Raw genomic sequence first — 26,312 nt, 5'->3', positions numbered from 1 at the left:
GGGCACCCCTCACCCGACTTCCCACAAAATGATAACGCATTGCGTCATATGACGTGATGCGTTATGCTTCCTCATGATCCAGAGTTTCGCCGATCCGGAAACCGAATGCATCTGGTCGGGTCGGCGAAGCCGGAAGCTTCCGCCGGATATTCAGCCGGTTGCCCTGCGCAAGCTGCGCCTGCTCAACCAGGCCCGCACGCTGCAGGATTTGCGCGTCCCGCCCGGCAACAGGCTTGAAGCGCTGAAAGGCGACCGGACCGGTCAGCACAGCATCCGGATCAACAGCCAGTGGCGCATCTGCTTCATCTGGCAGGAAGGAGGACCGAGCCATGTCACAATCGTCGACTATCACGACTGATCTCTTGCCGAACCCGCATCCCGGCGAAATCCTGCTCGAAGAGTTTCTCAAACCCATGGGCGTCAGCCAGAACGCGCTCGCCCGCGCCGTCCACGTCCCGCCGCGCCGCATCAACGAAATCGTGCTGGGCAAGCGTGCCATGACCGCCGACACCGACCTGCGCCTCGCCCGCTATTTCGGCATGTCCGAAGGCTTCTTCCTCGGCCTGCAGGCCGACTACGACCTCATGCAACGCCGCCGCCAGATCGAAGATGATTTGTCGAGGATCGAGCCGAGGGCGGCTTAGGTTGGCGGAGTTGCCAGCGCCTGCGTGATGGCGTGTGAGATCAGAAGAAACACCCCAGATTGGCGAAAAATCACAAACCTCGCTCACCTTGGCAATGGGTGAAAGGTTTAGCGGGTGAGAAGGAAGCAAGGGGATTGTTTGCTGAGAAGTGATAATCAACCTGAAGGGATGGGTGGGACTGCGAATGCCCCCCCAAAATCAACGATCAAAATTCAGCGATTTCATTTCTTGCTGTGATAATTCTGATCTTTTTGATACGCCCATCTACCGCATCAACAGACGTGTAGCGCAATGCGACCGCCGAGCGTAGATCATCGCCAAGACGGCGTTTTCTCGTATATGAACTGATACTAGACAAAAGCGTATCGACGGTTCTTCTGTCCACATCCTTCGCTAATTCAAACGGTATTGAACGCCCCTCTTCTAAGTCAAACGCCCTACCAGTTCCCTGATTGGCGTTGAAGCTGCCGATACTAAAGAGCTTAACGCGCACGCCATCATTGATGACATTTTCCCAAACATATTTTTTGGTCCGCGGGTTAAGCGCCGCCAAAGGCTGATCAACCGGCGCACCTGATTGGTAAATGTTGATATTCATGACCCCGTGATTGATCACGTTATGGCCAAGGCGAATTGACGGCTCAACAGCTTCGGTCAATGCCGCGACGTCTCCGCCCCGAGCTGCCTCGAGCTGCACAACAGAATTCGGCACGTCCCCATCTTCCGCACCGCCTGTGACACGCCGATAAACCGTCTTCAGCAAATCCGTGAGCAAATTGCCTGCGACCGCCATGCCAAGCACCGGCCCGCCGTACACTGCAGCCCCGTAGGCAATTTCATAGATCGTTTCAAAACTGCCGGGACGTTGAGCAATCAAATTAAAGGTCAATGGCGCACGCCCGAACTCCTTGCGCCTAACACGTCCTTCAACCAAGTAGTTAAAAACAATGAGCAGTGAGCGCGTCAACCCTTCAAGCGATTTAGTACCCTCATATGCCGGAATTTTATGCTCTTCGGCCAACCCACCTTCGAACTTCACTTCTATAAGCATGCATCCCCCTTCAACATTGATCAATTCAGCGATTACTACATCACTTTACAGTTGTATATTACAAACATCTCGATTCATGAGGAGAAGAAATGGCCTATCGAGCTAATGTGATTTCAGTAATGATCGCGTCCCCAGGCGACGTTTTGGAAGAGCGAAACCAAGTAAGAGACATTATACACGAATGGAACGATCTCAATTCCGCGAGAACCCAATCGGTCCTGATGCCCGTTGGCTGGGAAACACATTCCGCGCCCTCGCTTAGCGGACGTCCTCAAGAGATAATCAACGAACGCGTTCTGGACAAATGCGACCTTCTTGTGGGGGTATTTTGGACACGCCTAGGAACACCTACGGGTGAGGCGCAAAGTGGGACAGTAGAAGAGATACAGCGCCATCTAGATGCTGGGAAACCTGTAATGGTCTATTTCTCCACTGCGCCTGTAGCGCCACAGTCGCTAGATCAAGATCAATTCAATGCGCTTCAAGTGTTTCGAAAATGGTGCGAGGGTAAGGGGCTAATAGAAACCTACGACAATATCGCTGACTTTCGAGACAAATTTCGCCGACAGCTCCAAATTGAAGTTAGGGACAATTCCTATCTTGCCTCCATGGAGACAGGCACCAAACCAGAGGAGATTGAACGACGTATAGTCATTGATGCTGACCAGTCTCATCCATTTCTATCGGAGGAAGCGAAAACACTGTTGATTGAAGCATCCAATGACAAGAGCGGCGTCATAATGAGCGTTCGTCATATGGGTGGACAAGCAATCCAAACCAACGGCAGAAATTTCGTTGACTCTAGCGACCGAAGGTCGGTCGCGCGCTGGGAAGCGGCAATCAATGAACTACTTGAGCAGGGATTTATTACCCCACGAGGGAACAAAGGGGAGATCTTTGAAATCACCGACAAAGGCTACAAGTATTCGGACGATCTCGTCACTCGCACCTGACACCCAGAACGACACACCGGCCCACGCGCACGGACTTCTGTTGCAGCGTTAATATAGATATGTAGAGACTGGCTCAACCCCCGCACCACGGCTTCGGGGAATTCTACGCCTGAAATCGGTTCACGGGATCGATGTCTCCCGCCTTTGGCGGGACCGGCTGAAATGGTAGCGGAGGAGGGATTCGAACCCCCGACACAAGGATTATGATTCCTCTGCTCTAACCTACTGAGCTACTCCGCCGGGTCTTGGGCCGTTAAAAAGGCGCCTCGCAGGTCGAAGCGCCGGGCCGTCAGGATTGGGGGCTTATAGGGCGGGCCGGGCTTGGCTGTCAAGCGCGAAAAGGGCAAAAAATCGCCTCTCCCAAGACCGGGAGGAAGAGCCCGCAAATGCGGGCTTTTCCGATAGTTGATTGCCTGCCCGTCCGATCCGGTTCAGGCTGCCACGGGGCCGGCGAGAAGGGCTTTCAGCGCCGCTTCGGCATCCTCGGAGCGTTCCGACCGGTCGATGAAGCCGCCGCCATAGACACGCTCGTCGGCGCCGATGCCGGAATAGAGGACGCAGGCCTGGCCGGGGGCGATGCCGGCTTCGCCGATCTCGAGATCGACATAGACGCCGCTGTCGTCCGCATGCAGCACGGCGCGCGCCGGCGCGCGGGTGGAGCGCAGCTTGGCGTAGCAGGCAAAGCCATCCCTGGCTGCCTCTTCGAGCGCGCCGTCGCCGAGCCAGTTGACGTCGCGCAGATAGACCCGGCGCGTGTCGAGCGCTTCCTTCGGCCCGACGATGACGCGGCGGCCGCGGGCATCGAGATAGACGACGTAGAGCGGCTCGCCGGTGGCCACACCAAGGCCCTTTCGCTGGCCGATCGTGTAATGCAGGATACCGTCATGGCTGCCGAGCACACGACCATCGATATGGACGATATCGCCGCCAAGCGCCGCATCGGGCTTCAGCTTGGTGATGATGTCGGAATACTTGCCCTGCGGCACGAAACAGATGTCCTGGCTGTCGGCCTTCTGGGCGACGACGAGGCCCATCTCCTGCGCCAGTTCGCGGGTTTCGGCCTTGGAGAGGTGGCCGAGCGGAAAGCGCAGGTAGTCGATCTGTTCCTGCGTCGTTGCGAACAGGAAGTAGCTCTGGTCGCGGTCGCTGTCGACCGGGCGGTAGAGCGCGCGGCGGCCCGCATCATCGGCCGCCGGATTGGGCCGCGAGCGGATATAGTGGCCGGTCGCCAGCGCATCGGCGCCGAGTTCCTTGGCGGTTGCCAGCAGGTCGGCGAACTTGACCGTCTGGTTGCAGGATACGCACGGGATCGGCGTTTCGCCGGCCACGTAGCTTTCCATGAACGGGTTGATCACCGTGTCGCGGAAGCGTGCCTCGTAGTCGAGCACGTAATGGGGAATGCCGAGCGTTTCGCAGACGCGGCGGGCATCGTCGATGTCCTGACCGGCGCAACAGGAGCCCGCCCGGTGCACGGCGGCGCCATGGTCGTAGAGCTGCAGGGTGATGCCGAGGACGTCATAGCCCTCGCGCTTCAAAATGCCGGCAACGACGGAGGAATCCACGCCGCCGGACATGGCGACGACGACCCGGGTGTCTTCCGGCTTCTTGTCGATATCAAGTGTGTTCATCGGTTCCGATCCGCCAGTCCAGGTCAAGGTTGGATGTGAATCTGCATCATTTCGTCTTCACCGCCCTTCCCGGCATTTTCATGGCCCGGACGGCGGCGGCAGACATTGGCGGCTGATATAGAAGCGAATGCCCTGCCGCGCAAGGGCGGCGGGATTTTGCACCCCCCGCTCCGTCATTCCTCCAGCATGTCGATATCAAGCGCCGCCAGCCGTTCAGGATCGGCGACGGCGCTGATTTCGGCGATACGGCCATCCTTGAAGGCGATCTCGAGGACCAAGAGCAGCGATTTGCCGGGCGGAACGATGGCAAGGCCGAGGCGGCCGTCGAGAAGGGCCGGATGGGCGGCCTGCGCCCGGCCGAGGAAGGCCCTGGCGACCGCGGTCGCGCCGAGCGTCTCCGCCTTGTTGCCAAGCCGAACGGCCGCCTCATCGACCTTGAAGACGACATCGGGATCGAGCAGGTCGAACAGCGCCTCGAAATCGCCACCGCGCGAGGCAGCGAGGAAGGCATCGACGATCCGGCGACGGGCCGCAAAGGCGCTTTCGGGCGCCTCCGCCCCCTGCACCCGGCGGCGGGCGCGGCTGGCAAGCTGGCGCGTCGCCTCCGGCGTCCGGTCGACGATCGTGGCAATTTCCTCGAAGGAGACATCGAACATGTCGTGCAGCACGAAGGCGAGGCGTTCGGCCGGGTTCAGGGTTTCAAGGACGACGAGCAGCGCGAGGCCGACGGAATCGGCCATCAGCGTTTCGCCCTCCGGCCCTAGGTCCGCTGCCGGCTTCTCGTCCATGGCGAGCCCCGGCGCTTCGATGGGATCCTCGCGGCGGGATTTGCGCGCACGCAGCATGTCGAGGCAGATACGGGCGACCACCGTCGTGAGGTACCCGCCGGGATTGTCGATGCCGTCGGTCTCCGCGCGGGTAAGCCGCAGCCAGGCCTCCTGCAGGGCATCGTCCGCTTCGCTTGCCGAGCCCAGCATGCGGTAGGCGACTGTCCGCAAGCGGCCGCGATTGGCCTCGAATTCGGCCGCCAGAATTTTTTTCGTCTCCATCTGTCACACTCCTTGGGTTTCGTCCGTCAAGGCCATGACGAACGAAGTCTGGCCGATGTGACCGGTGAAAACGGAAAATGTCGGGATGCCTCCGTTCGAAGCGAAACCAAACCCGATGGAGACTTACCATGCAAGCCAGAATGCAGAACCCCGCCTTTGTGCTTCCGAACGCCATGCAGGCCCTTTTCGCCCTCGCCAAGGCTGCCGACCAGGAAGGCCTTCCGCATGTGACCCGCGAACTGGTGCACCTGCGCGCCAGCCAGATCAACGGCTGCAGCGTCTGCGTGCAGATGCATTCGGAAGACCTGCGGAAGGCCGATCAGTCCGACGACCGCCTGTTCTCGGTCGCCGCCTGGCGCGACACACCCTATTTCACCGAGGCCGAGCGCGCCGCTCTGGCGCTCGCCGAAGCGCTGACCCGGCTTGCCGACAAGGCCGACCCGGTGTCGGACGAGATCTGGGAGGATGCCCGCCGGCATTACGATGAAAAGGCACTCGCCGCCCTCATCACCACGATCGGCACCATCAACGTCTGGAACCGCTTCAACGCCGCCGTCAAACAGGTGGCGGGCTCGATCAAGCGTTAGCGCATGCCTTTCCGCCGCGCGGGCCATGCTCGCGCGGTTTTCTTGCATTGAGGACGAAGCGCTCGAAAGTGCCGCATCGAATTTATGTAAAGGTGGCCCTTTCGAGCGCCCCGTTCGGCGGTTTTTGTCCGCGGATCCCTCTGCGGCCATGCCTCGCGGCAGGGCCTTGCGTGCCTCCAAGGCACATCATTTCAGCGCATGGTCCCGAAGACATGTCGGTCTTCGACAGCATGCACAACCCGCCAGCACGCAACGGCTTGCGTCCTGTATGGTCCGGCATCGCATCCGGAACGTCTCATTGGCGACGGGCTGAACCCGTCCAGACGTCACGGCCGCGGACCGCACGGGCCGAGGTGGACCGTTCGCAGACCCTTCGATGATGCAGCCTGCGTTCGCCGCAACCTCAAAGCGCCGGTTCCGATCACCAGGCACGCACTCCCGGCCTATCCATTCGGAACGCGATGAGCATAGCACGGGCGCCGGAAGCGTGAATTCACGGGGATAAGCCGGCGACCGGCGGACTTCAGGCGTCCTTCCCGACGACCGGCTCCGGAGTGGAAAGCGTGATCGGCCCGCCAATCAGCTCCTCGACGAAGAGACCGAGAAGCTGGGTGCGATTGCCGACGCCCGCCTTGCGGTAGACGGCCGCCGTCTGCGCCTTGATCGTGCCTTCGCTCGTGCCGCGCAAGCGCGCCATTTCCGCCGTGCTCATCCCCTTGATGGTAAAGAGCGCCACCTCCGTCTCGGAGGGCGACAGCTGCCATTCGGCAAAGCGCTGCAGCATCAGCGCATGCATGGCGCCCGACGCCGCCTGAAGCTGCGTCTCGACATGAAGGTTCCGTCGCAGCAGGAAGAAGATGACGTAGACGCCGACGCCGATGCTGACCACGGCCGAGAGCGCCTCGGCGAGCTCGAACATCTCGACGACCTCCCACGGAATGTTGTCGTAGCCGCGAATGTCGTAGGCGATGAATTCGAGGATCAGGACGAACGACAGCAGGATCTGCGCCGAGACAAGCGCCAGCAGCAGGCGAAAGCGCTGCGCCCCGGCGATCGGCCGGTGCAATGGCCGCTTTCCGAAAGGGAAGAACCGCATCATGGAATAAGCCCCCCGACGTCGAAAACCACTCCCGGAAGGCGGATTTCCGGGAGTGGCCGATAGCGGCAAGTGTCCATCAACCTTTGCCGCTGTCAAACGAAATGACGTCAGTCGTCATCGCCGCCGTGGTCGTCGCCGCCACTGTCGTGATCCGAGCCGCTATCGTGGTCCGACCCGCTGTCATGGCCGGAATCGCCGCCATGATCGTCGTTGCTGTCGTGATCCGAACCGTCATCACCGTTATCGTCGTTGCCATCGTCATGGCTGTCGTCGCTGCCGCTGCTCGCCGACCGGCCGGAAGAGCCGGAGCGGCCGGCATGACGGTCCTCGCTGTCGGACTTGTCCCGCAGCACCTTGTCGAGGAAGGGATTGTAGACGACCTCGCGTTCGACCCCGCCGCTCTTCGCCTCGATCTTGTAGTTGCCGAGAATGGTCCGCTTGACCTCGGTCACTTTGAATCCCTGCGACGCAAGACCGGCCAGCAGGTCGTCGACGGTTCCCGCCAGCGCCGAGCCGCACATCATGCCGAGCATGGCAAGGGACATCAGATTTCGTTTCATCCGCATCGGTTTTCCTCCCGGGTGTTCCAGGCCGCCGAATCGGGCAGCCGACGGGGAAAGCATCCGCAAGGACCGGCAGCCGGCATATTGGCCGGCGGCTTACGGGAGCCGAATAAACTTCGGTTTATGAAGAAAGTCCAAAGGCGCTGCGCCGGAGGGCATTGATCGTCCTTCCGGATTTTCGCCTCTGGACAGGCGGCGCGATAACCGTGCAGAACGTGCATGACACGACAGAAAAGAGGAGAGACGCGATGAGCGAGAAGGTGGCACTGGTGACGGCGGGCGGCAGCGGCATGGGGGCTGCGGCGGCAAGACGGCTGGCGGCGGACGGCTACACGGTCGGCATCCTCTCCTCGTCCGGCAAGGGCGAGGCGCTGGCAAAGGAACTCGGCGGCTTCGGGGTCACCGGCTCCAATCTTTCCAACGACGACATCAGCCGGCTGGTCAACGAGGCGATCGCCCGCCACGGCCGGGTCGACGTTCTGGTCAACAGCGCCGGGCATGGGCCGAAGGGACCGGTGCTGGAGATTTCCGACGAGGACTGGCACAAGGGCATGGACTACTACCTGCTGAATGTCATCCGCCCGACCCGGCTGGTGACCCCGCTCATGCAGGCCCAAGGCGGCGGCGCAATCATCAACATCTCCACCGCCTGGGCCTTCGAGCCGGATGCCATGTTTCCGACCTCCGGCGTCTTCCGCGCCGGCCTTGCCGCCTTCACCAAACTGTTCGCCGACAAGTATGCGCCAGACAACATTCGCATGAACAACGTACTGCCCGGCTTCATCGACAGCTTGCCGGAAAAGGAGGAGCGCCGGGACAAGATCCCGATGGGGCGCTATGGCACGTCGGAGGAAATCGCCGCGACGATCGCCTTCCTGGCGTCCGATGGCGGCGGCTATATCACCGGCCAGAACATTCGCGTGGATGGCGGGATCATGCGGAGCGTTTGAGCCACGAGTCGGGCAACGGCAAGCCTTTGCACGCAAAGTTTACCGACCGGATTGCCCAACCCCGGAAAATCACCTATATCAGCCACATCGAACATTGCTAGCGAACTTCCACGCACCGCTCCGGCGGTTGAAGATTTCCTCTCAAAATCGACCCATCGCCCGCAGGGTATCGCAGGCAACCAACAACGATTCGAATGAAAGGAAATCGTTATGAACACCGGTACGGTAAAGTGGTTCAACACGACCAAGGGCTACGGCTTCATTCAGCCTGACAACGGCGGCGCCGACGTATTCGTCCACATCTCCGCAGTTGAGCGCTCCGGCCTCGGCCAGCTCGCAGACGGCCAGAAGGTCCGTTACGAGCTCGTCACCGACAAGCGCTCGGGCAAGACCTCTGCCGGCAACCTGCAGGCCGCCTAATTGGCGCCAGCGTCCGGTTTCGGATGCAAAGGTTGACGACCCTGAATACTGAAACGGCGCCCTTTCGGGCGCCGTTTTTGTTTCCGCTGACCACCGGCTCTGTTTGAGCCGGTATTGGCGATCCATCCGTCAGAATTCTTCCCAGTTGCCGCCACCAGCACCCGCTGCGGCCACCCTGGCCGGACGCTGAGCCATGGCCGCCGGGGACTGCGGGCGGGACATGGCCCTGGCGGTCTGGCGCAGCGAGGAGGCCTGGACCGTTGCCATCCCGTCCAGCTGGAAACGGCTGACAAGGTCCTTGAGCCGCACGGCTTCCTGCGCAAGGGAGTTGGACGCGGCATTTGACTGCTCGACCATCGCGGCATTCTGCTGCGTCGTCTGGTCCATGGCGTTGACCGCCTGGTTGACCTCCTGGAGGCCGGTCGACTGTTCCTTGGCGGACACCGCGATCGACTCCATGTGCTCGTTGATCGAAACGATGAAGCCGCAGATCGTGTTCAGCGCCGTACCGGCATCGCGCACCAGACGCACGCCGCTTTCCACCTCGACGGAGGAATTGCGGATCAGGTCCTTGATCTCCTTGGCCGCCTGGGCGGAGCGCTGCGCTAGCTCACGCACCTCCTGGGCGACGACGGCAAATCCCTTGCCGGCGTCACCGGCCCGGGCTGCCTCGACGCCCGCATTGAGCGCCAGCAGGTTCGTCTGGAAGGCGATTTCGTCGATGACACCGATGATGTTGGAGATCTGCTCGGAGCTTCCCTCTATCTTGCGCATCGCTTCCTCGGCGTGGGAGACGACACCGGCGGACTGCGTCGCAGAGGTATTGGCTTCGGCAGCGATCGTCCGCGCCTCTTCGGTGCGCCGTGTGGAATTCTGGACGTTGGAGGTGATCTCCTCGACAGCCGCCGCAGTCTCTTCCAGCGAGGCCGCCTGCTGTTCGGTACGCCGCGACAGGTCGTTGGCGCCGGAGGCAATCTCCTGCGTGCCGACCTCGATCGCCTGGATGCTCTCCATGACGGATGTCAGCGTCGTGCCAAGCTGGCGGACGGACTGGTTGAAATCGTGCCGCAGCGGCTCGAAATCGGGGGAGAAAGGTTCGTTCAGCTGGAAGGCGAGGTCTCCGGCGGCGAGACGCTTCAACCCCGCGGCCAAACCGGACGTCGCTGCCCTAAGCCGCTCGGCCGCCTCTTCCTCGGCGCGCTGCTGCACGGCAACCCGTTCGGATTCGGCACGCATCCGGTTCTCTTCTGCCTCCGCCTCCAGCCGCTTGTTTGCGATCGCAGCTTCGCGGAACACGCCCAGGGCATGGGACATCTCGCCGATCTCGTCCTGGCGCCCGGCGCCCGGAATTTCGATATCCGTATGGCCCTCGGTCAGGCGCCGCATGGCGGACGACATGCGCGTCAGCGGTGCCGCGATCACACGGGAGCCGAAGATGGCGGCGCCAAGACCGATGGCGAACGCGATCGCCAGCGCGATGTACGTGCCGACCTGGGCGGTGGAGGCAAGGTCTGATGCCGTCGCACCTTCGTTCTTGGTGTCTACTGCCATGTCGTCGACAGCACCCTGCAGTGCCTCGCCTGTGGCCTGGTAGGCGCTCAGCGCATCGCCGAAGAACAGCGCCCTTGCAGCCGCCTCATCGCCGGACTGGAAAAGCTTGTTGACCTCCTGCCATTTCGCCTCGGTCAAATCCCATTTGGCCCTGACGTCGGCGAAAAATGCCTTGTCGGCGTCGTCGACGAGACGCTTCTGGTATTCCTCGAAATCCTTGGCGATGCGGGACGTTGCCTCCGCCAGAACGGTCGTGAAGTGTGATCGCTGGTCTGTTGGCGCGTTGATAACGCTGCTCTGTGCGATCCGGACATCGCCCAGATCCGCATTCATCTGACCCAGGAGAATAAAGGACGGAACACGGGTTTCTGAAATCAGATCGACGCTTTGGCTGATGCTGTCGAAGGAGCGTGCGGCGAAAAGGCCTTGCCCCAGAGCCACGACGATCATCAGCCCCGACATCAGCGTCAGCATCTTGGCAATCGTAAATTTCATAATAATAAACGCCTCCGTTATTTCATGTGTCAGAACTACACACACATGATTAACGAAGGCATAAATTGGCAAACATCAAGTCTGCGAAAGCCTTGGAAAGACAAAGAAACAAATATTGCGCGAATTCACGCCGCACCACAGGTATTGATTGCAAGATTAGGCTGACGGAATGAACTTACCGCCAGCCGAGCTCCGGCGCGACATACTTCAGCAATGCCTCAATTACGTGTGCGTTATATGCGACGCCGAGCTGGTTCGGGACAGTCAAAAGCAGCGTGTCCGCTTCCGCCACGGCCTCATCCTCCTTGAGCTGCCGAACGAGCTGCTCCGGTTCCGCAGCATAGGACCGGCCAAAGATGGCGCGGGTGTTCGCGTCGATATAGCCGATCGAGTCCTGATCCTTGCTATGCCCGAAATAGGCCCGGTCCATGTCCGAGACGATAGCGAAGATAGAGCGGCTGACCGAGACGCGCGGGGTCCGCGTGTGGCCGGCCTCTTTCCAGGCCTCGCGGTAGGCGCGGATCTGCTTGGCCTGCTGAATGTGGAAAGCCTCGCCCGTCTCGTCGTCCTTGAGCGTCGATGACTGCAGGTTCATGCCGAGCTTCGCCGCCCATTGTGCGGTGGCGTTGGATCCGGCGCCCCACCAGATGCGGTCGCGCAGACCTTCCGAATGCGGCTCGAGCCGCAGCAGACCCGGCGGGTTCGGAAACATCGGCCGCGGATTGGGCTCGGCAAAACCTTCACCCTTCAGCACGTCCAGAAAAACTTCCGCATGCCCACGCCCCATGTCGGCGTCGGACGACCCCTCCGCCGGCGCGTAACCGAAATAGCGATAGCCTTCGATCACCTGCTCGGGAGAGCCGCGGCTGATGCCGAGCTGCAGCCGACCACCGGAAATCAGGTCGGCGGCGCCGGCATCCTCGGCCATGTAGAGCGGGTTCTCGTAGCGCATGTCGATGACGCCCGTACCGATCTCGATGCGGCTGGTCTTCGCCCCGACGGCTGCCAGCAGCGGAAACGGCGACGCAAGCTGGCGTGCGAAATGATGGACGCGAAAATACGCACCGTCGGCGCCGAGCTCTTCCGCCGCAACCGCCAGATCGATCGACTGAAGAAGGGCATCGCCAGCCGAGCGCGTTCCGGACTGAGGCGAAGGTGACCAGTGGCCGAAGGAAAGAAAGCCGATCTTTTTCATGGGGCAGAGTTCCGCGTGTAAATTTGACGTGTGCCCTTCTTGCATGAATTTGCGTAGCGATACAGGCGTAAGGCTGTGAACGCTGCGTCTTCGCCTGCGGCGCCACGCACATTTCCGTGGCCTCGTGGAACGGGAAAACCCGGCACAGTTGCCTGCACCGGGTTCGCGCTTTGCCTTGGGAGGCTCTTGTTGATCAGTCGACGTTGAAGACGAGCTGCTTGACCTGGCGGATCGCCTGGTTGGCGCGAAGCTTGTCCAGGACCGCTTCGTCGACTTCACCGTCCACATAGAGCAGAGCGATCGCATCGCCGCCCTGCGTGTCGCGGCCAAGCTGGAAGTTGGCGATGTTGACGCCAGCCGAGCCGAGCGTGGTGCCGATGAAGCCGATCATGCCCGGCACGTCGGTATTGGTCAGGTAGATCATATGCGGACCGACATCCGCATCCATGTTGATGCCCTTGATCTGGATGAAGCGCGGCTTGCCGTCGGAGAAGACGGTGCCGGCGATCGAGCGCGTCTGGTTGTCGGTCTTGACGGTGAGCTTGATGTAGCCGTCATAAACGCCGGACTTGTCGCGCTTGACCTCGGAAAGGATGATGCCCTTTTCCTTGATCATGATCGGCGCCGAAACCATGTTGACGTCGGCAACCTGGCTACGGATGAGGCCGGCCAGAAGCGCGCTGGTCAGTGCCTTGGTGTTCATGGACGCCGTGGAGCCGTCGTAGAGGATCTCGATTTCCTTGATGGCGCTCTCGGTCACCTGACCGACGAAGGCGCCCAGCACATCCGCCAGCCGGATGAACGGCTTCAGGATCGGCGCTTCCTCGGCGGTGATCGACGGCATGTTGATGGCGTTGGAAACCGCACCCTTCATCAAATAGTCGGACATCTGCTCGGCGACCTGCAGGGCAACGTTCTCCTGCGCTTCCGTGGTCGAAGCGCCGAGATGCGGCGTGCACACGACGTTCGGCAGGCCGAAGAGCGGGCTTTCCGTGGCAGGCTCGACCTCGAAGACGTCGAAGGCGGCACCGGCGACATGGCCGGACTTGATCGCTTCGGCGAGCGCCGCTTCGTCGACGAGACCGCCGCGGGCGCAGTTGATGATGCGCACGCCGGGCTTGGTCTTGGCAAGCGCGTCCTTGCCGAGGATGCCGCGGGTCTTGTCGGTCATCGGCACGTGCAGGGTGATGAAGTCGGCACGGGCGAGCAATTCGTCGAGTTCGACCTTTTCCACGCCCATCTCCTGCGCGCGCTCCTTCGACAGGAAGGGATCGAAGGCAATCACATTCATCTTCAGGCCGATAGCGCGGGCGCAGACGATGGAACCGATATTGCCGGCGCCGATGACGCCGAGCGTCTTGCCGGTGATTTCGACGCCCATGAACTTCGACTTCTCCCACTTGCCGGCCTGGGTCGAGGCATCGGCGGCGGGAAGCTGGCGGGCAACCGCAAACATCAGCGCGATGGCGTGTTCGGCGGTCGTGATGGAATTGCCGAATGGCGTGTTCATGACGATGATGCCGCGGCGCGAGGCAGCCGGAATATCGACATTGTCGACGCCGATGCCGGCGCGGCCGATGACCTTCAGGTTCGCGGCAGCCTCGATCAGCTTCTCGGTGGCCTTCGTGGCCGACCGGATGGCCAGGCCGTCATACTGCGGGATCAGTTCGAGGAGCTTCTCCTTGTCCTTGCCGAGCTTCGGCATGAAATCGACTTCGACGCCGCGGTCACGGAAAATCTGGACGGCGGTTTCCGACAGTTCGTCGGATACGAGTACGCGAGGTGCCATTGCAGGCCTCCTTGGATGATAGTCGGAAAATGGGAAAGGAGAGGTGCCGCTCTTGGCGACACCTCGAAATCGGTCAGGCGGCAGCCTTGGCGAGCGACGCCTTCTGCTTTTCGAAGGCCCAGGCAAACCACGGCATCAGGGCCGCCATGTCGGCGGTCTCGATGGTGGCACCAGCCCAGATGCGCAGCCCGGACGGAGCATCGCGGTAAGCGCCGATGTCGACGGCGACGCCTTCCTTTTCGAGCGTGGAGACCATGCCCTTGGCAAAGGCGGCCTGCGCGTCAGCATCGAGCGCCGCCACGTCTGCATCTGCGATTTTCAGGCAGACGGAGGTGTTGGAGCGGGTCTCCGGCTTGACGGCCAGGTTGGCGATCCAGGCATTGGCATCGACGAAATCGTGGATGACCTTGGCATTGGCGTCGGCACGGGCGATCAGGGCCTTGAGGCCACCGAGCGACTTTGCCCACTTCAGCGCATCGAGATAGTCCTCGACGCAAAGCATGGACGGCGTGTTGATGGTTTCGCCGACGAAGATGCCTTCGATCAGCTTGCCGCCCTTGGTCATGCGGAAGATCTTCGGCAGAGGCCAGGCGGGAACGTAGCTCTCAAGCCGTTCGACGGCGCGCGGGCTGAGGATCAGCATGCCGTGGCCGCCCTCACCGCCGAGAACCTTCTGCCAGGAGAAGGTGACGACGTCGAGCTTGGCGAAATCGAGATCCTGGGCAAACGCGGCCGAGGTCGCGTCGCAGATCGTCAGACCCTTGCGGTCGGCCGGAATGAAATCGGCATTGGGAACGCGGACGCCGGACGTCGTGCCGTTCCAGGTGAAGACGACATCCCGATTGAAATCGACTTCGGCGAGGTTCGGCAGCAGGCCGTAATCGGCCTCGAACTTGCGGACGTCCTTGAGCTTCAGCTGCTTGACGACGTCGGTGACCCAGCCGGAGCCGAAGCTTTCCCAGGCGAGCATGTCGACGCCACGCTCACCGAGCAGCGACCAGAGCGCCATTTCGACGGCGCCGGTGTCGGATGCGGGCACGATACCGATGCGGTAATCGGCGGGCACGTTCAGAATTTCGCGGGTAAGATCAATGGCCTCTTTCAGCTTTGCCTTGCCGACCTTCGCGCGGTGCGAACGGCCAAGAGGGGCATCAGAAAGTGCGTCGAGCGACCAACCGGGGCGCTTCGAGCAGGGGCCAGAAGAGAAATGGGTATTGTTCGGACGGGTGTCCGGCTTAGCGAGCTCAGTCATTTGGCTATCCTTCCAGATAGAAAGCTCCTCGTTGGGGAGGAGTGTCCCGCCGCCGGAAATATTGGAAGGTCGGAGTCGAGTCAAGAGGCCGGTGGCGCAGCCAGAAAACAATTTGTCGCATCAGCCCCACGATGCCGCGGACAGGCCGCCGTTACGCCCTGCCCTGATTGGTCGACTGGCAAACGAAAAGCCGCCCGGCGGAACCGGGCGGCTTGCAATGCATGTATCGAGGTCGACGATCTTACTTGTAGACCGGCGGCTGGGCCGGGATCTCGACCGGCGGCACGTAGGCAACTTCGTTGTTGCAGGCATTGAAGGTGTAGCGCAGACCGGCGCGGACTTCGTGCTGGTCGATCGACTTGTGGTAGCCCGGGCCGCCGTTGCTGGCGTAGCCGAACATGTTGCCGCCGTTGACGTGCTTGTAGCGGTAACCGATGTCGGCCTTGAGATTGCAGGTCAGGTCGACCGCGGCACCGGCCATGAGCGCGTAGGAGAAGCGCCAGCCGCCGCGACCATTGTGAGTGACGGTGTCGTCGCAGCCACTTCCATCATCGGCGCAAGCCGTGTTCTTGAGATCGCCCCACTTCACATAGGTACCACCGATACCAGCACCGACATAAGGCGTAACGGAGTAATAGGTGCCGAGGTCAACATAGGCGTTGGCCATCAGGCTGTAGGCGGTGAGCGACGAGATATCGGTCGAAGTACAAGCCGTGGCGCAGGCGCCGCTCGAAGCTCCACTGCCGGTCGTCGAACCGCGGAACTTGCTCTTGAACAGGTAGTCGAACGTCAGGTCCGTACGGAACATGTCGTTGACCTGATAGCCAACGCCAACGCCGGCGGTGAAGTTGTCGTGCAGGTCATGCTTGTCGAAGCTCGCATAGTCGGAGCTGTCGCCGCCCTGGAAGAACTTCACGCCGCGCAGTTCGTTGAAGGAGTAGCCGACGTCGCCGCGCAGGTACCAGCCGCTGGCGGCGGCAACCGTGACTTCCGGGGCTGCTGCCGGCTGATAGACCGGCGCCTGTTCGGGTACGTAGAGGTCCGCAGCGGCCACCGGCGCGCTCAATGCTGAAACAGCCATCAGGCTGGCAAGTACGATCTTCATGGCGTTTACTCCAAATCCATAACGCATTGGCCAGCCCACACGCCTGCCAATCTCCTGTACTGTGGTTAAGAGTGGAGCAAAAAGGTTAAATCGTTACTAACCACGTTGATTCACCAGTTCTATTAACAAAGAACTGATCCCGCCTGTTGATTTCCTTGGAAAATAACAACGCACCAAGACAAAAGGCCGGCGAAGCGCCAGCCTTTCAACTACAGGATGTATGCAAAAAGCGCTTACGCCGCGCTGCTGCGGACGTCGGCTATGACGCCGGCGAGGTCGTTGACGATCCGCTCGATCTTGGCGCGGTCGTCACCTTCCGCCATGACGCGGATCAGTGGCTCGGTGCCCGACGGACGGATGACCAGCCGACCATTCTTCGCCAGTTCGCTTTCCGCATCGGCAATCGCCTGAAGGACGTTCTTGTCTTCCAGCGGCTTCATTCCGGGTGCGGTGCGGACATTCTTCAGAAGCTGCGGCACGGCGTCGAAGCGATGGCAGACCTCGCTGACCGGCTTGCCGGTGCGCTTGACGCAGGCGAGAATCTGCAGCGCTGCAACCAGTCCGTCGCCGGTCGTGCCGTGATCGGACAGAACGATGTGACCGGACTGCTCGCCGCCGACATTGAAGCCATGCTGGCGCATGTGCTCGACCACGTAGCGGTCGCCGACCTTGGTGCGGGCGAGGTTGAGCTTCTTCGATTTCAGGAACCGCTCCAGGCCGAGGTTCGACATGACGGTGGCGACGATGCCGCCGCCCTTGAGCATCTGATCCGCCGCCCAGGTTTCGGCAATCGCCGCCATCAGCTGGTCACCATCCACGATCTGGCCGTTCTCGTCGACGATGATCACCCGGTCGGCGTCGCCGTCGAGCGCGATGCCGATGTCGGCGCGCACCTCATGAACCTTCTTCTGCAGCGTTTCCGGATGCGTCGAACCGCAGGCGAGATTGATGTTGACGCCGTTCGGCTCGTTGCCGATCGACACGACGTCGGCGCCCAGTTCCCAGAGCGCCTGCGGGGCGACCTTGTAAGCGGCGCCGTTGGCGCAATCGATTGCGACGCGAAGACCGGTCAGCGTCACCTCACGCGGCAGCGTACGCTTGACGAACTCCACGTAGCGGTCCTGCACCCCATCGACACGCTTGGCGCGGCCGATATGATCGCTGTCGGAAAGCTGGCCACTCAAATCCTTGTCGAGCAGGTCCTCGATCCGTGCCTCGATCTCGTCGGACAGCTTGTAACCGTCCGGGCCGAAAAGCTTGATACCGTTGTCCTGGTAGGGATTGTGCGATGCGGAGATCATGACGCCGATGTCGGCGCGCAAAGACCGGGTCAACATGGCGACGGCCGGCGTCGGGATCGGACCCAGAATGAAGGCATCCAGACCGGCAGCCGTGAAGCCCGCCACCAGCGCATTCTCCAGCATGTAGCCGGACAGGCGCGTATCCTTGCCGATGACGACGCGGTGACGATGATTGCCGTTGCGGAAAATCGTTCCGACGGCGATGCCGACCCGCATGGCCACCTCCGGCGTCATCGGAAACACGTTCGACTGACCGCGGATACCATCCGTTCCAAAATAACGACGTGCCATGAATGCTCCTAGTATTGCAAATGATCTGCGGCTCAGCAGTAACTCTGCGAGCGAAGCGCTGTAATGCCATAAAACCCGGCAACGGACACATAAATTAGCATCAAAATTGATTATATCCCGTTACCAAAAAGTGAGGCCGCGCCCACCTTGCGGCGGACGCGGCCTCGTCATTTTCAAAAAGTGCGGTCGGGTCAGTGCGGCTGCGGCTCGAGGCCGCTATCGGGCTCCTCGCCCTTGGCCTCGGGTGTTTCGCCCTTCTTGGCGCCCGTCTGCGGGACGGCGGAACCACGGCTCGGCGGCGTGTCGTCACCGAGGTCGCGAGCCGGCTTCTCACCGCGCAGGAGCGCCTTGATCTCTTCGCCCGTCAGCGTCTCGTATTCGAGCAGGCCTTCGGCAAGCGCGACGAAGCCGTCATGCTCGTCGGAGATGATGCGGTGCGCTTCCTTGTAGGCCTCGTCGACCAGACGACGGATTTCGTCGTCGATCTTCTGGGCCGTCGCCTCGGACACGTTCTGCGATTGCGAGACGGAATGACCGAGGAACACTTCCTGCTGGTTTTCGCCGTAGGCAACCGTGCCGAGCGCGTCGGAAAAGCCCCACTGGGTGACCATGGCGCGGGCAAGCTTGGTTGCCTGCTCGATATCCGAGGCCGCACCCGAGGTGATGTTCTCCTTGCCGAAGGTCAGTTCCTCGGCGACGCGTCCACCCATCATGATGGCGAGACGCGAAACCATCCACTTGTAGCTCATCGAATAGCGGTCGCCTTCGGGAAGCTGCATGACCATGCCGAGCGCACGGCCTCGCGGAATGATCGTCGCCTTGTGCAGCGGATCCGCGATCGGCACCTTCAGCGCAACGATGGCATGTCCGGCTTCGTGATAGGCGGTCAGCTTCTTCTCGGCCTCGGTCATGGCGGACGAGCGGCGTTCCGCACCCATCATGATCTTGTCCTTGGCATCCTCGAACTCGGCCATGGTGACGACGCGCTTGTTGCGCCGCGCCGCCATCAGCGCCGCCTCGTTGACGAGGTTCATGAGATCGGCACCGGAAAAGCCGGGCGTACCGCGGGCCAGGACGCGAAGGTCGACATTCGGCGCCAGCGGCACGTTGCGTACGTGGACCTTGAGAATGCGCTCGCGGCCAACGATGTCCGGGTTCGGCACGACAACCTGGCGGTCGAAGCGGCCCGGACGCAGAAGCGCCGGATCGAGCACGTCGGGACGGTTGGTCGCGGCGATCAGGATGATGCCTTCATTGGCCTCGAAGCCGTCCATTTCGACCAGAAGCTGGTTCAGCGTCTGCTCGCGCTCGTCATTGCCGCCGCCGAGACCGGCGCCACGGTGACGGCCGACAGCGTCGATTTCGTCGATGAAGATGATGCATGGCGCATTCTTCTTCGCCTGCTCGAACATGTCGCGCACGCGGGACGCGCCGACACCCACGAACATTTCGACGAAGTCCGAACCGGAAATGGTGAAGAAGGGCACGTTCGCCTCGCCTGCAACGGAGCGGGCCAGAAGCGTTTTACCCGTACCCGGAGGTCCGACGAGCAGCACGCCGCGCGGAATGCGTCCGCCGAGGCGCTGGAACTTCTGCGGATCGCGCAGGAATTCGACGATTTCCTCGAGGTCCTGCTTGGCTTCGTCAACACCGGCGACATCGTCAAAGGTGACGCGGCCATGCGCTTCGGTCAGAAGCTTTGCCTTGGACTTGCCGAAGCCCATCGCACCGCGCGAGCCACCCTGCATCTGCCGCATGAAGAACAGCCAGACGCCGAAGATCAGCAACATCGGCAGGAATGTGCCGAGCAGGCTGAGGAAGCCGGACGAGCCATCGGAAGGCGCACGGGCGTTGATGGTGACGTTCTTGTCCTCGAGCTTCGTCATCAGGTTATCGTCGATAACCGGAGCGTAGCTCTGGAACGTCGTTCCGCTCTCATTGTAGGTGCCGAGCACCTGCTGGCCAGTAATGGTCACGTCGCGGACCCGGCCGGAGTCGACATCACGCAGGAACTGCGAATACGGAATTTCGCGCGAACTGGTCTGCGCCGGTGCCGACTGGAACATGGTGAACAATGCGATCAGCAAGAGCGCAATGATCACCCAGAGAGCGACGTTTCTTACGTTAGGGTTCATAGAACTCCCCGAATTGCAACGGCCCGCATTGGCGGAACCTCAAGACTTGGCCTTAACATAGGAGTGCGCTACGCCGTTGCCAAGGCAAACGCAATCCCAAGCTCGTATTTTCCGGCACTTACCCTTTCACCGGCGATCCAGCATAAGGCCCTCGCCCGAAATGGATGGCTAAAGTATTTGCCAAAATGCAATCGAATCCTGGCAAAAAGCGGTCGAAAGGCGAAAGAATGCTTTCGATCGAGAATGACGCATCCGCCGGGCCTACCACCTCCGGCAGCACGATGGACGCCTCCTGCGCGATCTGCCTTGGCAGCTTGGCGAAAGCGGCCGGCACTCCATGCTCCTTGCCGGCGGCCTTTACCGAAACCTCCCTGCAGCCGAGATTGGTCACACGGAAACGCCCGTCCCAGACCCTCGACGCGCCGACCGGAACGCAAATCTGCGGCAAGTCGCGCCGCTCTCGCAGCATGTAGAGCCCGTCGCGCCGAAAATCGAACAGGACCCGGCCGGCACTCCATCTCCCCCGCCCTTCGGCGCGATAAGTGTCGACAATGGCATCGAGACTGGTCGACGACGGCACGAAAGCCCGTCCGCCGAGGATGGCCGCCAGAACGCCGACAAGATAGCGAAGCGGTTCCCGGTCGGATGAACGCGCCTCCCAGGGAAGGAATGCCACGACATTTGCAAGCACCGTCAAATACTGCTCCGCGACGCCGGCGGCGGCCACTGAGACCTGTAACCTTGCAGCAGCATCGCAATTATCGGTCACGGCCGGCGGACGCTCAGCAAGGCTTCTGCGCACCCGCACCCGTTCGTATCCGTCATCCTCGTTGGAGGGATCGTCGCTCCAGCCGATCGACATGGCTTCGAGCATCGCGCGAATATCGGCACGCCTGCAGGCAAGGAACGGCCGGAAGACCCACAGGCGCCGGTCGAACAGCATGGCATCGGCGATGCCGGCAAGTCCGGCGTTCGAGGCCGCGGGATTGCGTGCCGCGCGCATCGCTATGGTTTCGGCCTGATCATCCGCCGTGTGGCCGGTCACCACCAGATCCGCGCCCGCCTCGTCCGCCATGTCCGCCAGGAGTTCGTAGCGCGCTTCGCGCGCCGCTTCTGAGAGTGCCGATGCGGGCTTTTCCGCCTTCCAGGCGCGCAGCAGATGGGGAATGCCGAGACGCGCGCAAAGTGCTGCGACGGCCCGCGCCTCGTCAGCAGCTTCGGGACGCAGGCGATGATCGACAGTTGCAGCGGAGAGCTTGATACCGAGCCCCGGCCGCTCCCGCAAAGCCTGATGAAAGGCGACGAGGAGGCCGGTGGAATCGCTGCCACCGGAGACGGCCACCATGACGGAGGCACCCGGCGGCACGCGTGTCAAAAAATCGGAAGCGGCGGCAGTCGGCGGCGTTGCGTCGGTCAACAGCGATGGCCTCGTCAGCAGCTCAGGCGCTTTTCCTCGCTGGCAAGCTTCTGCATGACGGCGCGCGATGCCTTGGGATAGCGTTTGCTCACTTCGTGATACGTCGCGCAGGCGGTATCGACATTGTTGAGTGCAGCAAGCGACATACCAAGTTTCAGGAGCATTTCGGGAGCCTTCGGCGAGGTGCCATAGGTCTGGTGCGCGGCGAGGAAGGTCTTGGCCGCGTCGTTATACTTGCCCTGCGAAAACTGCGCTTCGCCGAGCCAGAAGCTGGCATCAGCCGCCTTAGGCCCTTCCGGATAGGTCTCAAGGAAGGTCTTGAACTCGGACTCAGCGGAGGTGTAGTCGCCGCTCAGCATATGCTCGTAGGCAACCTGGTAGGCATCCTTCTCGCCAAGCGAAGCGGTCGCCTGGGGATCAGTCGCAGGCGGTGCGGGGGCATCGTTGCCTGCCTCGTTGACCGGCTTGCCATCCTGAAGGAGGCCAGGGTTCATGCTGTCGCCGACGGGATTGCCATTGGCGTCGAACTCGATCGAGCCGAGGGTCGTTTCGCCCGGAGCCGTGTTCGGCTGGCCGGTGCTTGCGGCAGGCGGGTTGCCGGCGGGATCCACCGGCTGCTCGATGACATTAGCGATCTCGTCCTGCTTCCTGGCAGCATCGCCGGCGGCCGGCGGCACATCCGAAGGCTCAAGGCTGGTCTTCTTCTTGCCGCCGCCTTCAAGCTCCTGGAACCGGAACTCGTTGTCTTCCTGAGTCTTGCGCATCTGCTCCTGCATCTGCAGCAACTGGAAGCTCATGTCCTCGATCTTGCCGGTCAGCGTCCGCACCTGGTCTTCAAGCTGCTGGAGACGGATTTCGGCGTCCGAGCTTTGCACCCGCGTGACGTTCGGCGTGGCGGTACTTTCGTGATGGAAAAGCTTGCCGAGCGAAAACGGCTGAGCCGCGGCGCTGCCCTGGAAGGCGGTCAATGCGGCGAGGCTGACGGCCCCCGCCACGATAAATTTCTTCATTTTGATCGTCCTGTAATCCTCTGAGAGCCCGGTAACGAAACGGCACATCGCCTGCTTCGTTCCACGCGGAGAGTTTTCCAATTGGCGTCAAAAAGCAACCGGAGTGCGGCCAAACTATGGAGAAAAAAGAAAGGCGGCCCGAAGCCGCCTCTCAAAATCCGCTTTGGACCGGCAATGACGCCGATCAGTTGCTGGGGCCGCCGTTGAGTACGGTAACGGCGCGGCGGTTCTGCGACCAGCAGGAGATGTCGTCGCAGACGGCGACCGGACGTTCCTTGCCGTAGGAGATGGTGTGCATGCGGTTGCGCTGAACACCGCGGGAAGCGAGGTATTCCATCACCGCGGTCGCACGGCGGGCGCCGAGCGCAAGGTTGTATTCGCGCGTTCCGCGTTCGTCGGCATGGCCTTCGATGGTGATCGCATACTGCGAATAACGCTGCAGCCACTGGGCCTGACGGTCGAGCGTCTGGCGGCCATCGGCGCGGATTTCGGTCGAATCCGTGTCGAAGAACACGCGGTCGCCGACGGATACGGTGAACTCCTGCTGCGAGCCCGGAGCACCGGCTGCGCCATTCGCGCCGCCAAGACCGAGGTCCGATGCATTGTTCGGCAGGTTCTTCTTGGAAGCACAACCGGCGAGAGCGAGAGCCATGGCAAGTGCGATGACTGCGGGGTTGCCGGCAAGACGCTGCATGCGGCTCGGGGCGACGGTGTAGGTGCGGCTCATGGCCGGTCTCCTTGGCGTTTGAATTAGAGTTGCCAAACTCTAACAATCTTCAGTTAAAGGCCGATAAAGGGATATGGTTAACAGAATACTTCCAACCCGCCTCATGCCCTGAGTTTCAAGGGATTGAGGCAGAAAAGTGACGGACCCGAAATGGGCCCGTCCTGTCCCCTATTCAAGCAGCGGCGACCAAGCCGGGTCGGATGCATAGTTCGGTGTCTTGATCTCCTGCTCGTTGTAGCCGGTCAGGTCGATCGAGTAGAGCTGCGGGCCCGCAGCACCGGCATTCTGGCGGAAGAACATGATGACGCGGCCGTTCGGCGCCCAGGTCGGACCTTCATTGTGGAAGCCGGTCGTCAGGATGCGTTCGCCGGAGCCGTCCGGCTTCATCACGCCGATCGAGAACTTGCCGCCGGACTGCTTGGTGAAGGCGATCAGGTCGCCGCGCGGCGACCAGACAGGCGTGGAATAGGAACCCTCGCCAAAGGAAATGCGGTGCTGGTTGGAGCCGTCGGCATTCATTGCGTAAAGCTGCTGGCGGCCGCCGCGATCGCTTTCGAAGACGATCTGCTGGCCGTCCGGCGAATAGGACGGCGACGTGTCGATTGCCGAAGTGCTGGTCAGGCGCGTCGTCGTGCGCGAGCTCAGGTCCATCGTGTAGATGTTGGCATTGCCGCCCTGCTGCAGGCTCATGATGACACGGCGGCCATCCGGCGAGAAACGCGGCGCAAACGTCATGCCGGGGAAATTGCCGACCACTTCACGCTGTCCCGTCTCGAGCTGGAGAAGGTAGACGCGCGGCTGGTCTCCGGCAAACGACATGTAGGTGATTTCCTGGCGGTTCGGCGAGAAACGCGGCGTCAGCACGATCGAGCTTGCATCCGTCAGCATGCGGACGTTGAAGCCGTCCTGGTCCATGATGGCGAGCTGGCGCTTGCGGTCGATCTTCGGACCGCTTTCCGACACGAAGACGATACGGGTATCGAAGTAGCCCTTTTCACCGGTGATGCGCTCATAGATCGCGTCCGCGATGATATGGGCGACGCGGCGCCAGTTTTCCGGCTGGGTGAAGAACTGCTGGCCGGTCATCTGCTGGCCGGCAAACGTGTCCCACAAGCGGAATTCGGCGCGCAGACGCCCGTCGGCTTCGCGCGTGATCCGTCCCGACACCATGGCCTGGGCGTTGATCACCTTCCAGTCGTCGAAGCGCGGGGCGACGTCCGGATTGGAGATCTTCTCGATGAAGGCCGACTTGTTGATCGGTGCGAACAGTCCGGAACGCTGCAGGTCGGCAGCGATGACGCCGGAAATCTGCGCGCCGAGTTCGTTGTTCGAAACGAAATCCGTCACCGCGATCGGCAGCGGCTCGACATTGCCCTTGTTGATGTTGATTTCAACCAGGGCAAAAGCCGGCGTGGCGATACCCGAAACCAGGGCGAGCATAACGCAGGCGAGGAAACGGGACAGGGAGCTTTTGAACATTTTCGTGCGGGCCTTCTTGTGGAAAGGTTACAACATACTCGACGGATCGAAGTTCACGATGACTTCAGACCAGGCGTCGTACTTGTCGCGGGGCAGGTTCTTGAAAGGCGAAGATTTGAGGATGGCGCGGCGCGCGCCGCTGGCAAGCACCCGGCGGGCATTGTCGCTGCCGCCGCTGGCGTCGACCACAGGCTCGCCGACGACATTGCCGTCTTCATCCAGGTTCATGTGGACGCGGATGGTGACGCCTTCGGCGCCTTCCAGGCCGGGAATGATCGACCAGTTGTTCTGGATCTGGCCACGCAGCGCGTCCATTTCGCTCTGCGAGAGGGTCGATCCGGCCGTCGTCTTCTTGCCGCCGAGCGCCGCCTGATCGGTCGAGCGCTTGGCGCCGCCGCCAGCCGGGTCCTGCTTGTTGAGGAGAGCAGCCACCTCATCAGCGTTGAAATCGCTCTGCTTGGTCGACTTGGCCTTTGCCTTCTCCTGGGTCTTCTCGGCGACCTTGGCGTCGGGCTTCTTTTCGGCAGGCTTCTTCGCGGTCTCGGTCGGCTTCTTTTCCGGTTCTGCCGGCTTTTCAGGCTTCGGCGGCTGCGGGCGCGAGGCCGGCAGCGGCACGCTGTCGGGCAGCACGGCGAGGTCGGATTCCTGCGGCGTGGTCTCTGCAGGCTGCGGGGTCGGCTGCGGCTCAGGCTTCGCGACCGGCTCCGGCTTGGGCTCCGGGATGGAAGCCACTTCCTTCGGTGCCGCGACCGTGTCTTCCTTGATGATGTCCTTGATGTCGTTCTGCTCGTTGTCCTTGGTCGGCAGAACCTTGTCGACCTTCTCCGGCGCGGCGGCGGAATCCTTGTTCTGCGGGCGCTTGTCAGGTGTCGGAATGGATTTCAGATCGACGGAATTGTCGCCGATGTTCTGGGCGTTTTCTACCGGGTCCGGACGGCTGGTCGGGGTCGGCGCGGCACGCTGTGCCTTCGGCGCCTTCTCGTCACCCTGCTGGATCTGGGTGATCGATTCGACCGGGATGATGTCGACGGGCAAAGCTTCGACGTCCGCCACTTCGAATGACTTCGGCGCGCTCAACGTAAACAGCGCCGCAGCCAGAAGAAGGCAGTGCAATACCGCAGATGTGACGAGACTGCCCTTCATGTAACCCTGTTACTTGTCCTGTTCCTGAAGCGTGACGAGGCCGATATTCTTGAACCCCGCCGACGAAATGCGCGCCATGACCTTCATGACCGTGCCGTATGCCGCAGCGGTGTCGCCGCGCATGTAGATGCGTTCGTCATAGCCGGTGGTGGCGATCGCCTCGAGCTTCGGCACGACCTCGTCGATCGAGATCGGTGTTTCCTGAAGGAAGATTTCACCCTTGGCGTCAACCGAAATGGTGATCGGCTGCGTATCGGAGTTGAGCGCCTTCGCCTGCGTTTCCGGCAGGTCGATCGGCACGCCGACGGTCATCAGCGGCGCGGCGACCATGAAGATGATCAAAAGCACGAGCATGACGTCGACGAGCGGCGTGACGTTGATTTCGCTGACCGGCGCGTGACCACGCCCGCCGCGGCGGCGTCTTCCGCCCTTCCCGCCCTTGGCGCCTACGGACATTCCCATATCGTTACTCTCCCGG

24 protein-coding genes and 1 tRNA gene are annotated in these 26,312 nt (G+C 61.6%); 6 read left to right on the top strand and 19 right to left on the bottom strand.

The window, feature by feature from the left end; translation table 11 throughout:
• Positions 1 to 73 precede the first annotated feature (73 nt).
• Both ACU5AY_RS00595 and ACU5AY_RS00590 read left to right on the top strand, forming a co-directional pair.
• Positions 74 to 358: a type II toxin-antitoxin system RelE/ParE family toxin gene (locus ACU5AY_RS00595; RefSeq protein WP_446822901.1), complete on the top strand. Its 285-nt coding sequence runs from the start codon at positions 74 to 76 to the stop codon at positions 356 to 358.
• Entirely contained in the window at positions 330 to 644 is a 315-nt protein-coding gene (locus ACU5AY_RS00590) for a HigA family addiction module antitoxin (protein WP_446827577.1), read from the top strand. The genes ACU5AY_RS00595 and ACU5AY_RS00590 overlap by 29 nt, the downstream gene beginning before the upstream one ends.
• A 205-nt stretch (positions 645 to 849) precedes the next feature.
• On the opposite strand, the gene ACU5AY_RS00585 is transcribed toward ACU5AY_RS00590, so the two are convergent.
• Positions 850 to 1,695, bottom strand: coding sequence for a DUF7946 domain-containing protein (locus ACU5AY_RS00585; RefSeq protein WP_446827576.1), 846 nt, complete (start codon positions 1,693 to 1,695; stop codon positions 850 to 852).
• Positions 1,696 to 1,784: 89 nt separating this feature from the next.
• Between ACU5AY_RS00585 and ACU5AY_RS00580 the strand changes: the two genes are divergently transcribed.
• Complete coding sequence (locus ACU5AY_RS00580) at positions 1,785 to 2,648, top strand: hypothetical protein (protein WP_446827575.1); 864 nt, start codon at positions 1,785 to 1,787, stop codon at positions 2,646 to 2,648.
• A 163-nt stretch (positions 2,649 to 2,811) separates the two neighbouring features.
• On the opposite strand, the gene ACU5AY_RS00575 is transcribed toward ACU5AY_RS00580, so the two are convergent.
• The 3 genes from ACU5AY_RS00575 to ACU5AY_RS00565 form a co-directional block, all read right to left on the bottom strand.
• Positions 2,812 to 2,888 (bottom strand) — tRNA-Met (locus ACU5AY_RS00575).
• 191 nt (positions 2,889 to 3,079) lie between these two features.
• Positions 3,080 to 4,276: a tRNA 2-thiouridine(34) synthase MnmA gene (gene mnmA / locus ACU5AY_RS00570; RefSeq protein ID WP_446827574.1), complete on the bottom strand. Its 1,197-nt coding sequence runs from the start codon at positions 4,274 to 4,276 to the stop codon at positions 3,080 to 3,082.
• Between the two features lie 173 nt (positions 4,277 to 4,449).
• Positions 4,450 to 5,325 carry a sigma-70 family RNA polymerase sigma factor gene (locus ACU5AY_RS00565; protein ID WP_446827573.1) on the bottom strand — a complete coding sequence of 292 codons (876 nt, stop codon included), beginning with the start codon at positions 5,323 to 5,325 and terminating at the stop codon, positions 4,450 to 4,452.
• Positions 5,326 to 5,453: 128 nt separating this feature from the next.
• On the opposite strand from ACU5AY_RS00565, the gene ACU5AY_RS00560 reads away from it, so the two are divergent.
• A complete protein-coding gene (locus ACU5AY_RS00560) occupies positions 5,454 to 5,912 on the top strand; it encodes a carboxymuconolactone decarboxylase family protein (protein WP_446827572.1) in 459 nt (152 codons plus the stop codon).
• Between the two features lie 523 nt (positions 5,913 to 6,435).
• Here ACU5AY_RS00560 and ACU5AY_RS00555 read toward each other — a convergent pair.
• Together ACU5AY_RS00555 and ACU5AY_RS00550 are read right to left on the bottom strand one after the other, a co-directional pair.
• On the bottom strand, positions 6,436 to 7,011 hold the full coding sequence (locus ACU5AY_RS00555) for a helix-turn-helix transcriptional regulator (protein WP_446822897.1): 576 nt from the start codon (positions 7,009 to 7,011) through the stop codon (positions 6,436 to 6,438).
• 107 nt (positions 7,012 to 7,118) lie between these two features.
• Positions 7,119 to 7,571 carry a hypothetical protein gene (locus ACU5AY_RS00550; RefSeq protein WP_446827571.1) on the bottom strand — a complete coding sequence of 151 codons (453 nt, stop codon included), beginning with the start codon at positions 7,569 to 7,571 and terminating at the stop codon, positions 7,119 to 7,121.
• Between the two features lie 251 nt (positions 7,572 to 7,822).
• Here ACU5AY_RS00550 and ACU5AY_RS00545 point away from each other — a divergent pair, with 251 nt between their 5' ends.
• Positions 7,823 to 8,524, top strand: a complete 702-nt coding sequence (locus tag ACU5AY_RS00545) for an SDR family oxidoreductase (RefSeq protein ID WP_446827570.1) — start codon at positions 7,823 to 7,825, stop codon at positions 8,522 to 8,524.
• Positions 8,525 to 8,734: 210 nt separating this feature from the next.
• Entirely contained in the window at positions 8,735 to 8,944 is a 210-nt protein-coding gene (locus ACU5AY_RS00540) for a cold-shock protein (protein WP_261928843.1), read from the top strand.
• Positions 8,945 to 9,073: 129 nt separating this feature from the next.
• Here ACU5AY_RS00540 and ACU5AY_RS00535 read toward each other — a convergent pair whose 3' ends face one another.
• The 13 genes from ACU5AY_RS00535 to tolR all read right to left on the bottom strand — a co-directional run bounded on the left by ACU5AY_RS00535 (position 9,074) and on the right by tolR (position 26,296).
• The gene (locus ACU5AY_RS00535) at positions 9,074 to 10,990 is read right to left on the bottom strand and encodes a methyl-accepting chemotaxis protein (protein ID WP_446827569.1); all 1,917 of its coding nucleotides are present in this window, start codon (positions 10,988 to 10,990) and stop codon (positions 9,074 to 9,076) included.
• Between the two features lie 175 nt (positions 10,991 to 11,165).
• Positions 11,166 to 12,185, bottom strand: a complete 1,020-nt coding sequence (locus tag ACU5AY_RS00530; protein WP_446827568.1) for an LLM class flavin-dependent oxidoreductase — start codon at positions 12,183 to 12,185, stop codon at positions 11,166 to 11,168.
• Between the two features lie 193 nt (positions 12,186 to 12,378).
• On the bottom strand, positions 12,379 to 13,974 hold the full coding sequence (gene serA / locus ACU5AY_RS00525) for a phosphoglycerate dehydrogenase (RefSeq protein ID WP_446822892.1): 1,596 nt from the start codon (positions 13,972 to 13,974) through the stop codon (positions 12,379 to 12,381).
• A gap of 73 nt (positions 13,975 to 14,047) precedes the next feature.
• A complete protein-coding gene (locus tag ACU5AY_RS00520) occupies positions 14,048 to 15,226 on the bottom strand; it encodes a phosphoserine transaminase (protein WP_446827567.1) in 1,179 nt (392 codons plus the stop codon).
• A 241-nt stretch (positions 15,227 to 15,467) separates the two neighbouring features.
• Positions 15,468 to 16,331: an outer membrane protein gene (locus ACU5AY_RS00515; RefSeq protein ID WP_446827566.1), complete on the bottom strand. Its 864-nt coding sequence runs from the start codon at positions 16,329 to 16,331 to the stop codon at positions 15,468 to 15,470.
• A gap of 233 nt (positions 16,332 to 16,564) precedes the next feature.
• Entirely contained in the window at positions 16,565 to 17,923 is a 1,359-nt protein-coding gene (gene glmM, locus ACU5AY_RS00510; RefSeq protein WP_446822889.1) for a phosphoglucosamine mutase, read from the bottom strand.
• A gap of 191 nt (positions 17,924 to 18,114) precedes the next feature.
• Positions 18,115 to 20,058 carry an ATP-dependent zinc metalloprotease FtsH gene (ftsH, locus tag ACU5AY_RS00505; RefSeq protein WP_446827565.1) on the bottom strand — a complete coding sequence of 648 codons (1,944 nt, stop codon included), beginning with the start codon at positions 20,056 to 20,058 and terminating at the stop codon, positions 18,115 to 18,117.
• A gap of 118 nt (positions 20,059 to 20,176) precedes the next feature.
• Positions 20,177 to 21,475, bottom strand: a complete 1,299-nt coding sequence (tilS, locus tag ACU5AY_RS00500; protein WP_446827564.1) for a tRNA lysidine(34) synthetase TilS — start codon at positions 21,473 to 21,475, stop codon at positions 20,177 to 20,179.
• 14 nt (positions 21,476 to 21,489) lie between these two features.
• Entirely contained in the window at positions 21,490 to 22,485 is a 996-nt protein-coding gene (gene ybgF, locus ACU5AY_RS00495; protein WP_446822886.1) for a tol-pal system protein YbgF, read from the bottom strand.
• 184 nt (positions 22,486 to 22,669) lie between these two features.
• Positions 22,670 to 23,212: a peptidoglycan-associated lipoprotein Pal gene (gene pal, locus ACU5AY_RS00490; protein WP_446822885.1), complete on the bottom strand. Its 543-nt coding sequence runs from the start codon at positions 23,210 to 23,212 to the stop codon at positions 22,670 to 22,672.
• Between the two features lie 168 nt (positions 23,213 to 23,380).
• Positions 23,381 to 24,691: a Tol-Pal system beta propeller repeat protein TolB gene (gene tolB, locus ACU5AY_RS00485; protein ID WP_446822884.1), complete on the bottom strand. Its 1,311-nt coding sequence runs from the start codon at positions 24,689 to 24,691 to the stop codon at positions 23,381 to 23,383.
• A gap of 27 nt (positions 24,692 to 24,718) precedes the next feature.
• Positions 24,719 to 25,834, bottom strand: a complete 1,116-nt coding sequence (locus ACU5AY_RS00480) for a hypothetical protein (protein WP_446822883.1) — start codon at positions 25,832 to 25,834, stop codon at positions 24,719 to 24,721.
• 9 nt (positions 25,835 to 25,843) lie between these two features.
• Positions 25,844 to 26,296, bottom strand: coding sequence for a protein TolR (tolR, locus tag ACU5AY_RS00475; RefSeq protein WP_446822882.1), 453 nt, complete (start codon positions 26,294 to 26,296; stop codon positions 25,844 to 25,846).
• Between the last annotated feature and the right edge of the window lie 16 nt (positions 26,297 to 26,312).

The organism is Rhizobium sp. PAMB 3174 (genome assembly GCF_052908375.1).
The sequence above is the reverse complement of the archived record's forward strand: the minus strand, read 5'-3'. Positions and strand labels throughout refer to the sequence as shown.

Coding starts and splice junctions, on each gene's coding strand:
- ACU5AY_RS00595 (WP_446822901.1), top strand. CDS start 74: ATGATCCAGAGTTTCGCCGATCCGGAAACCGAATGCATCTGGTCGGGT.
- ACU5AY_RS00545 (WP_446827570.1), top strand. CDS start 7,823: ATGAGCGAGAAGGTGGCACTGGTGACGGCGGGCGGCAGCGGCATGGGG.
- ACU5AY_RS00590 (WP_446827577.1), top strand. CDS start 330: ATGTCACAATCGTCGACTATCACGACTGATCTCTTGCCGAACCCGCAT.
- ACU5AY_RS00565 (WP_446827573.1), bottom strand. CDS start 5,325: ATGGAGACGAAAAAAATTCTGGCGGCCGAATTCGAGGCCAATCGCGGC.
- mnmA (WP_446827574.1), bottom strand. CDS start 4,276: ATGAACACACTTGATATCGACAAGAAGCCGGAAGACACCCGGGTCGTC.
- ACU5AY_RS00580 (WP_446827575.1), top strand. CDS start 1,785: ATGGCCTATCGAGCTAATGTGATTTCAGTAATGATCGCGTCCCCAGGC.
- ACU5AY_RS00585 (WP_446827576.1), bottom strand. CDS start 1,695: ATGCTTATAGAAGTGAAGTTCGAAGGTGGGTTGGCCGAAGAGCATAAA.
- tolR (WP_446822882.1), bottom strand. CDS start 26,296: ATGGGAATGTCCGTAGGCGCCAAGGGCGGGAAGGGCGGAAGACGCCGC.
- glmM (WP_446822889.1), bottom strand. CDS start 17,923: ATGGCACGTCGTTATTTTGGAACGGATGGTATCCGCGGTCAGTCGAAC.
- ACU5AY_RS00550 (WP_446827571.1), bottom strand. CDS start 7,571: ATGAAACGAAATCTGATGTCCCTTGCCATGCTCGGCATGATGTGCGGC.
- ACU5AY_RS00560 (WP_446827572.1), top strand. CDS start 5,454: ATGCAAGCCAGAATGCAGAACCCCGCCTTTGTGCTTCCGAACGCCATG.
- tolB (WP_446822884.1), bottom strand. CDS start 24,691: ATGTTCAAAAGCTCCCTGTCCCGTTTCCTCGCCTGCGTTATGCTCGCC.
- ACU5AY_RS00540 (WP_261928843.1), top strand. CDS start 8,735: ATGAACACCGGTACGGTAAAGTGGTTCAACACGACCAAGGGCTACGGC.
- ACU5AY_RS00515 (WP_446827566.1), bottom strand. CDS start 16,331: ATGAAGATCGTACTTGCCAGCCTGATGGCTGTTTCAGCATTGAGCGCG.
- serA (WP_446822892.1), bottom strand. CDS start 13,974: ATGGCACCTCGCGTACTCGTATCCGACGAACTGTCGGAAACCGCCGTC.
- ybgF (WP_446822886.1), bottom strand. CDS start 22,485: ATGAAGAAATTTATCGTGGCGGGGGCCGTCAGCCTCGCCGCATTGACC.
- ACU5AY_RS00520 (WP_446827567.1), bottom strand. CDS start 15,226: ATGACTGAGCTCGCTAAGCCGGACACCCGTCCGAACAATACCCATTTC.
- ACU5AY_RS00535 (WP_446827569.1), bottom strand. CDS start 10,990: ATGAAATTTACGATTGCCAAGATGCTGACGCTGATGTCGGGGCTGATG.
- ACU5AY_RS00480 (WP_446822883.1), bottom strand. CDS start 25,834: ATGAAGGGCAGTCTCGTCACATCTGCGGTATTGCACTGCCTTCTTCTG.
- pal (WP_446822885.1), bottom strand. CDS start 23,212: ATGAGCCGCACCTACACCGTCGCCCCGAGCCGCATGCAGCGTCTTGCC.
- ftsH (WP_446827565.1), bottom strand. CDS start 20,058: ATGAACCCTAACGTAAGAAACGTCGCTCTCTGGGTGATCATTGCGCTC.
- ACU5AY_RS00530 (WP_446827568.1), bottom strand. CDS start 12,185: ATGAAAAAGATCGGCTTTCTTTCCTTCGGCCACTGGTCACCTTCGCCT.
- ACU5AY_RS00555 (WP_446822897.1), bottom strand. CDS start 7,011: ATGATGCGGTTCTTCCCTTTCGGAAAGCGGCCATTGCACCGGCCGATC.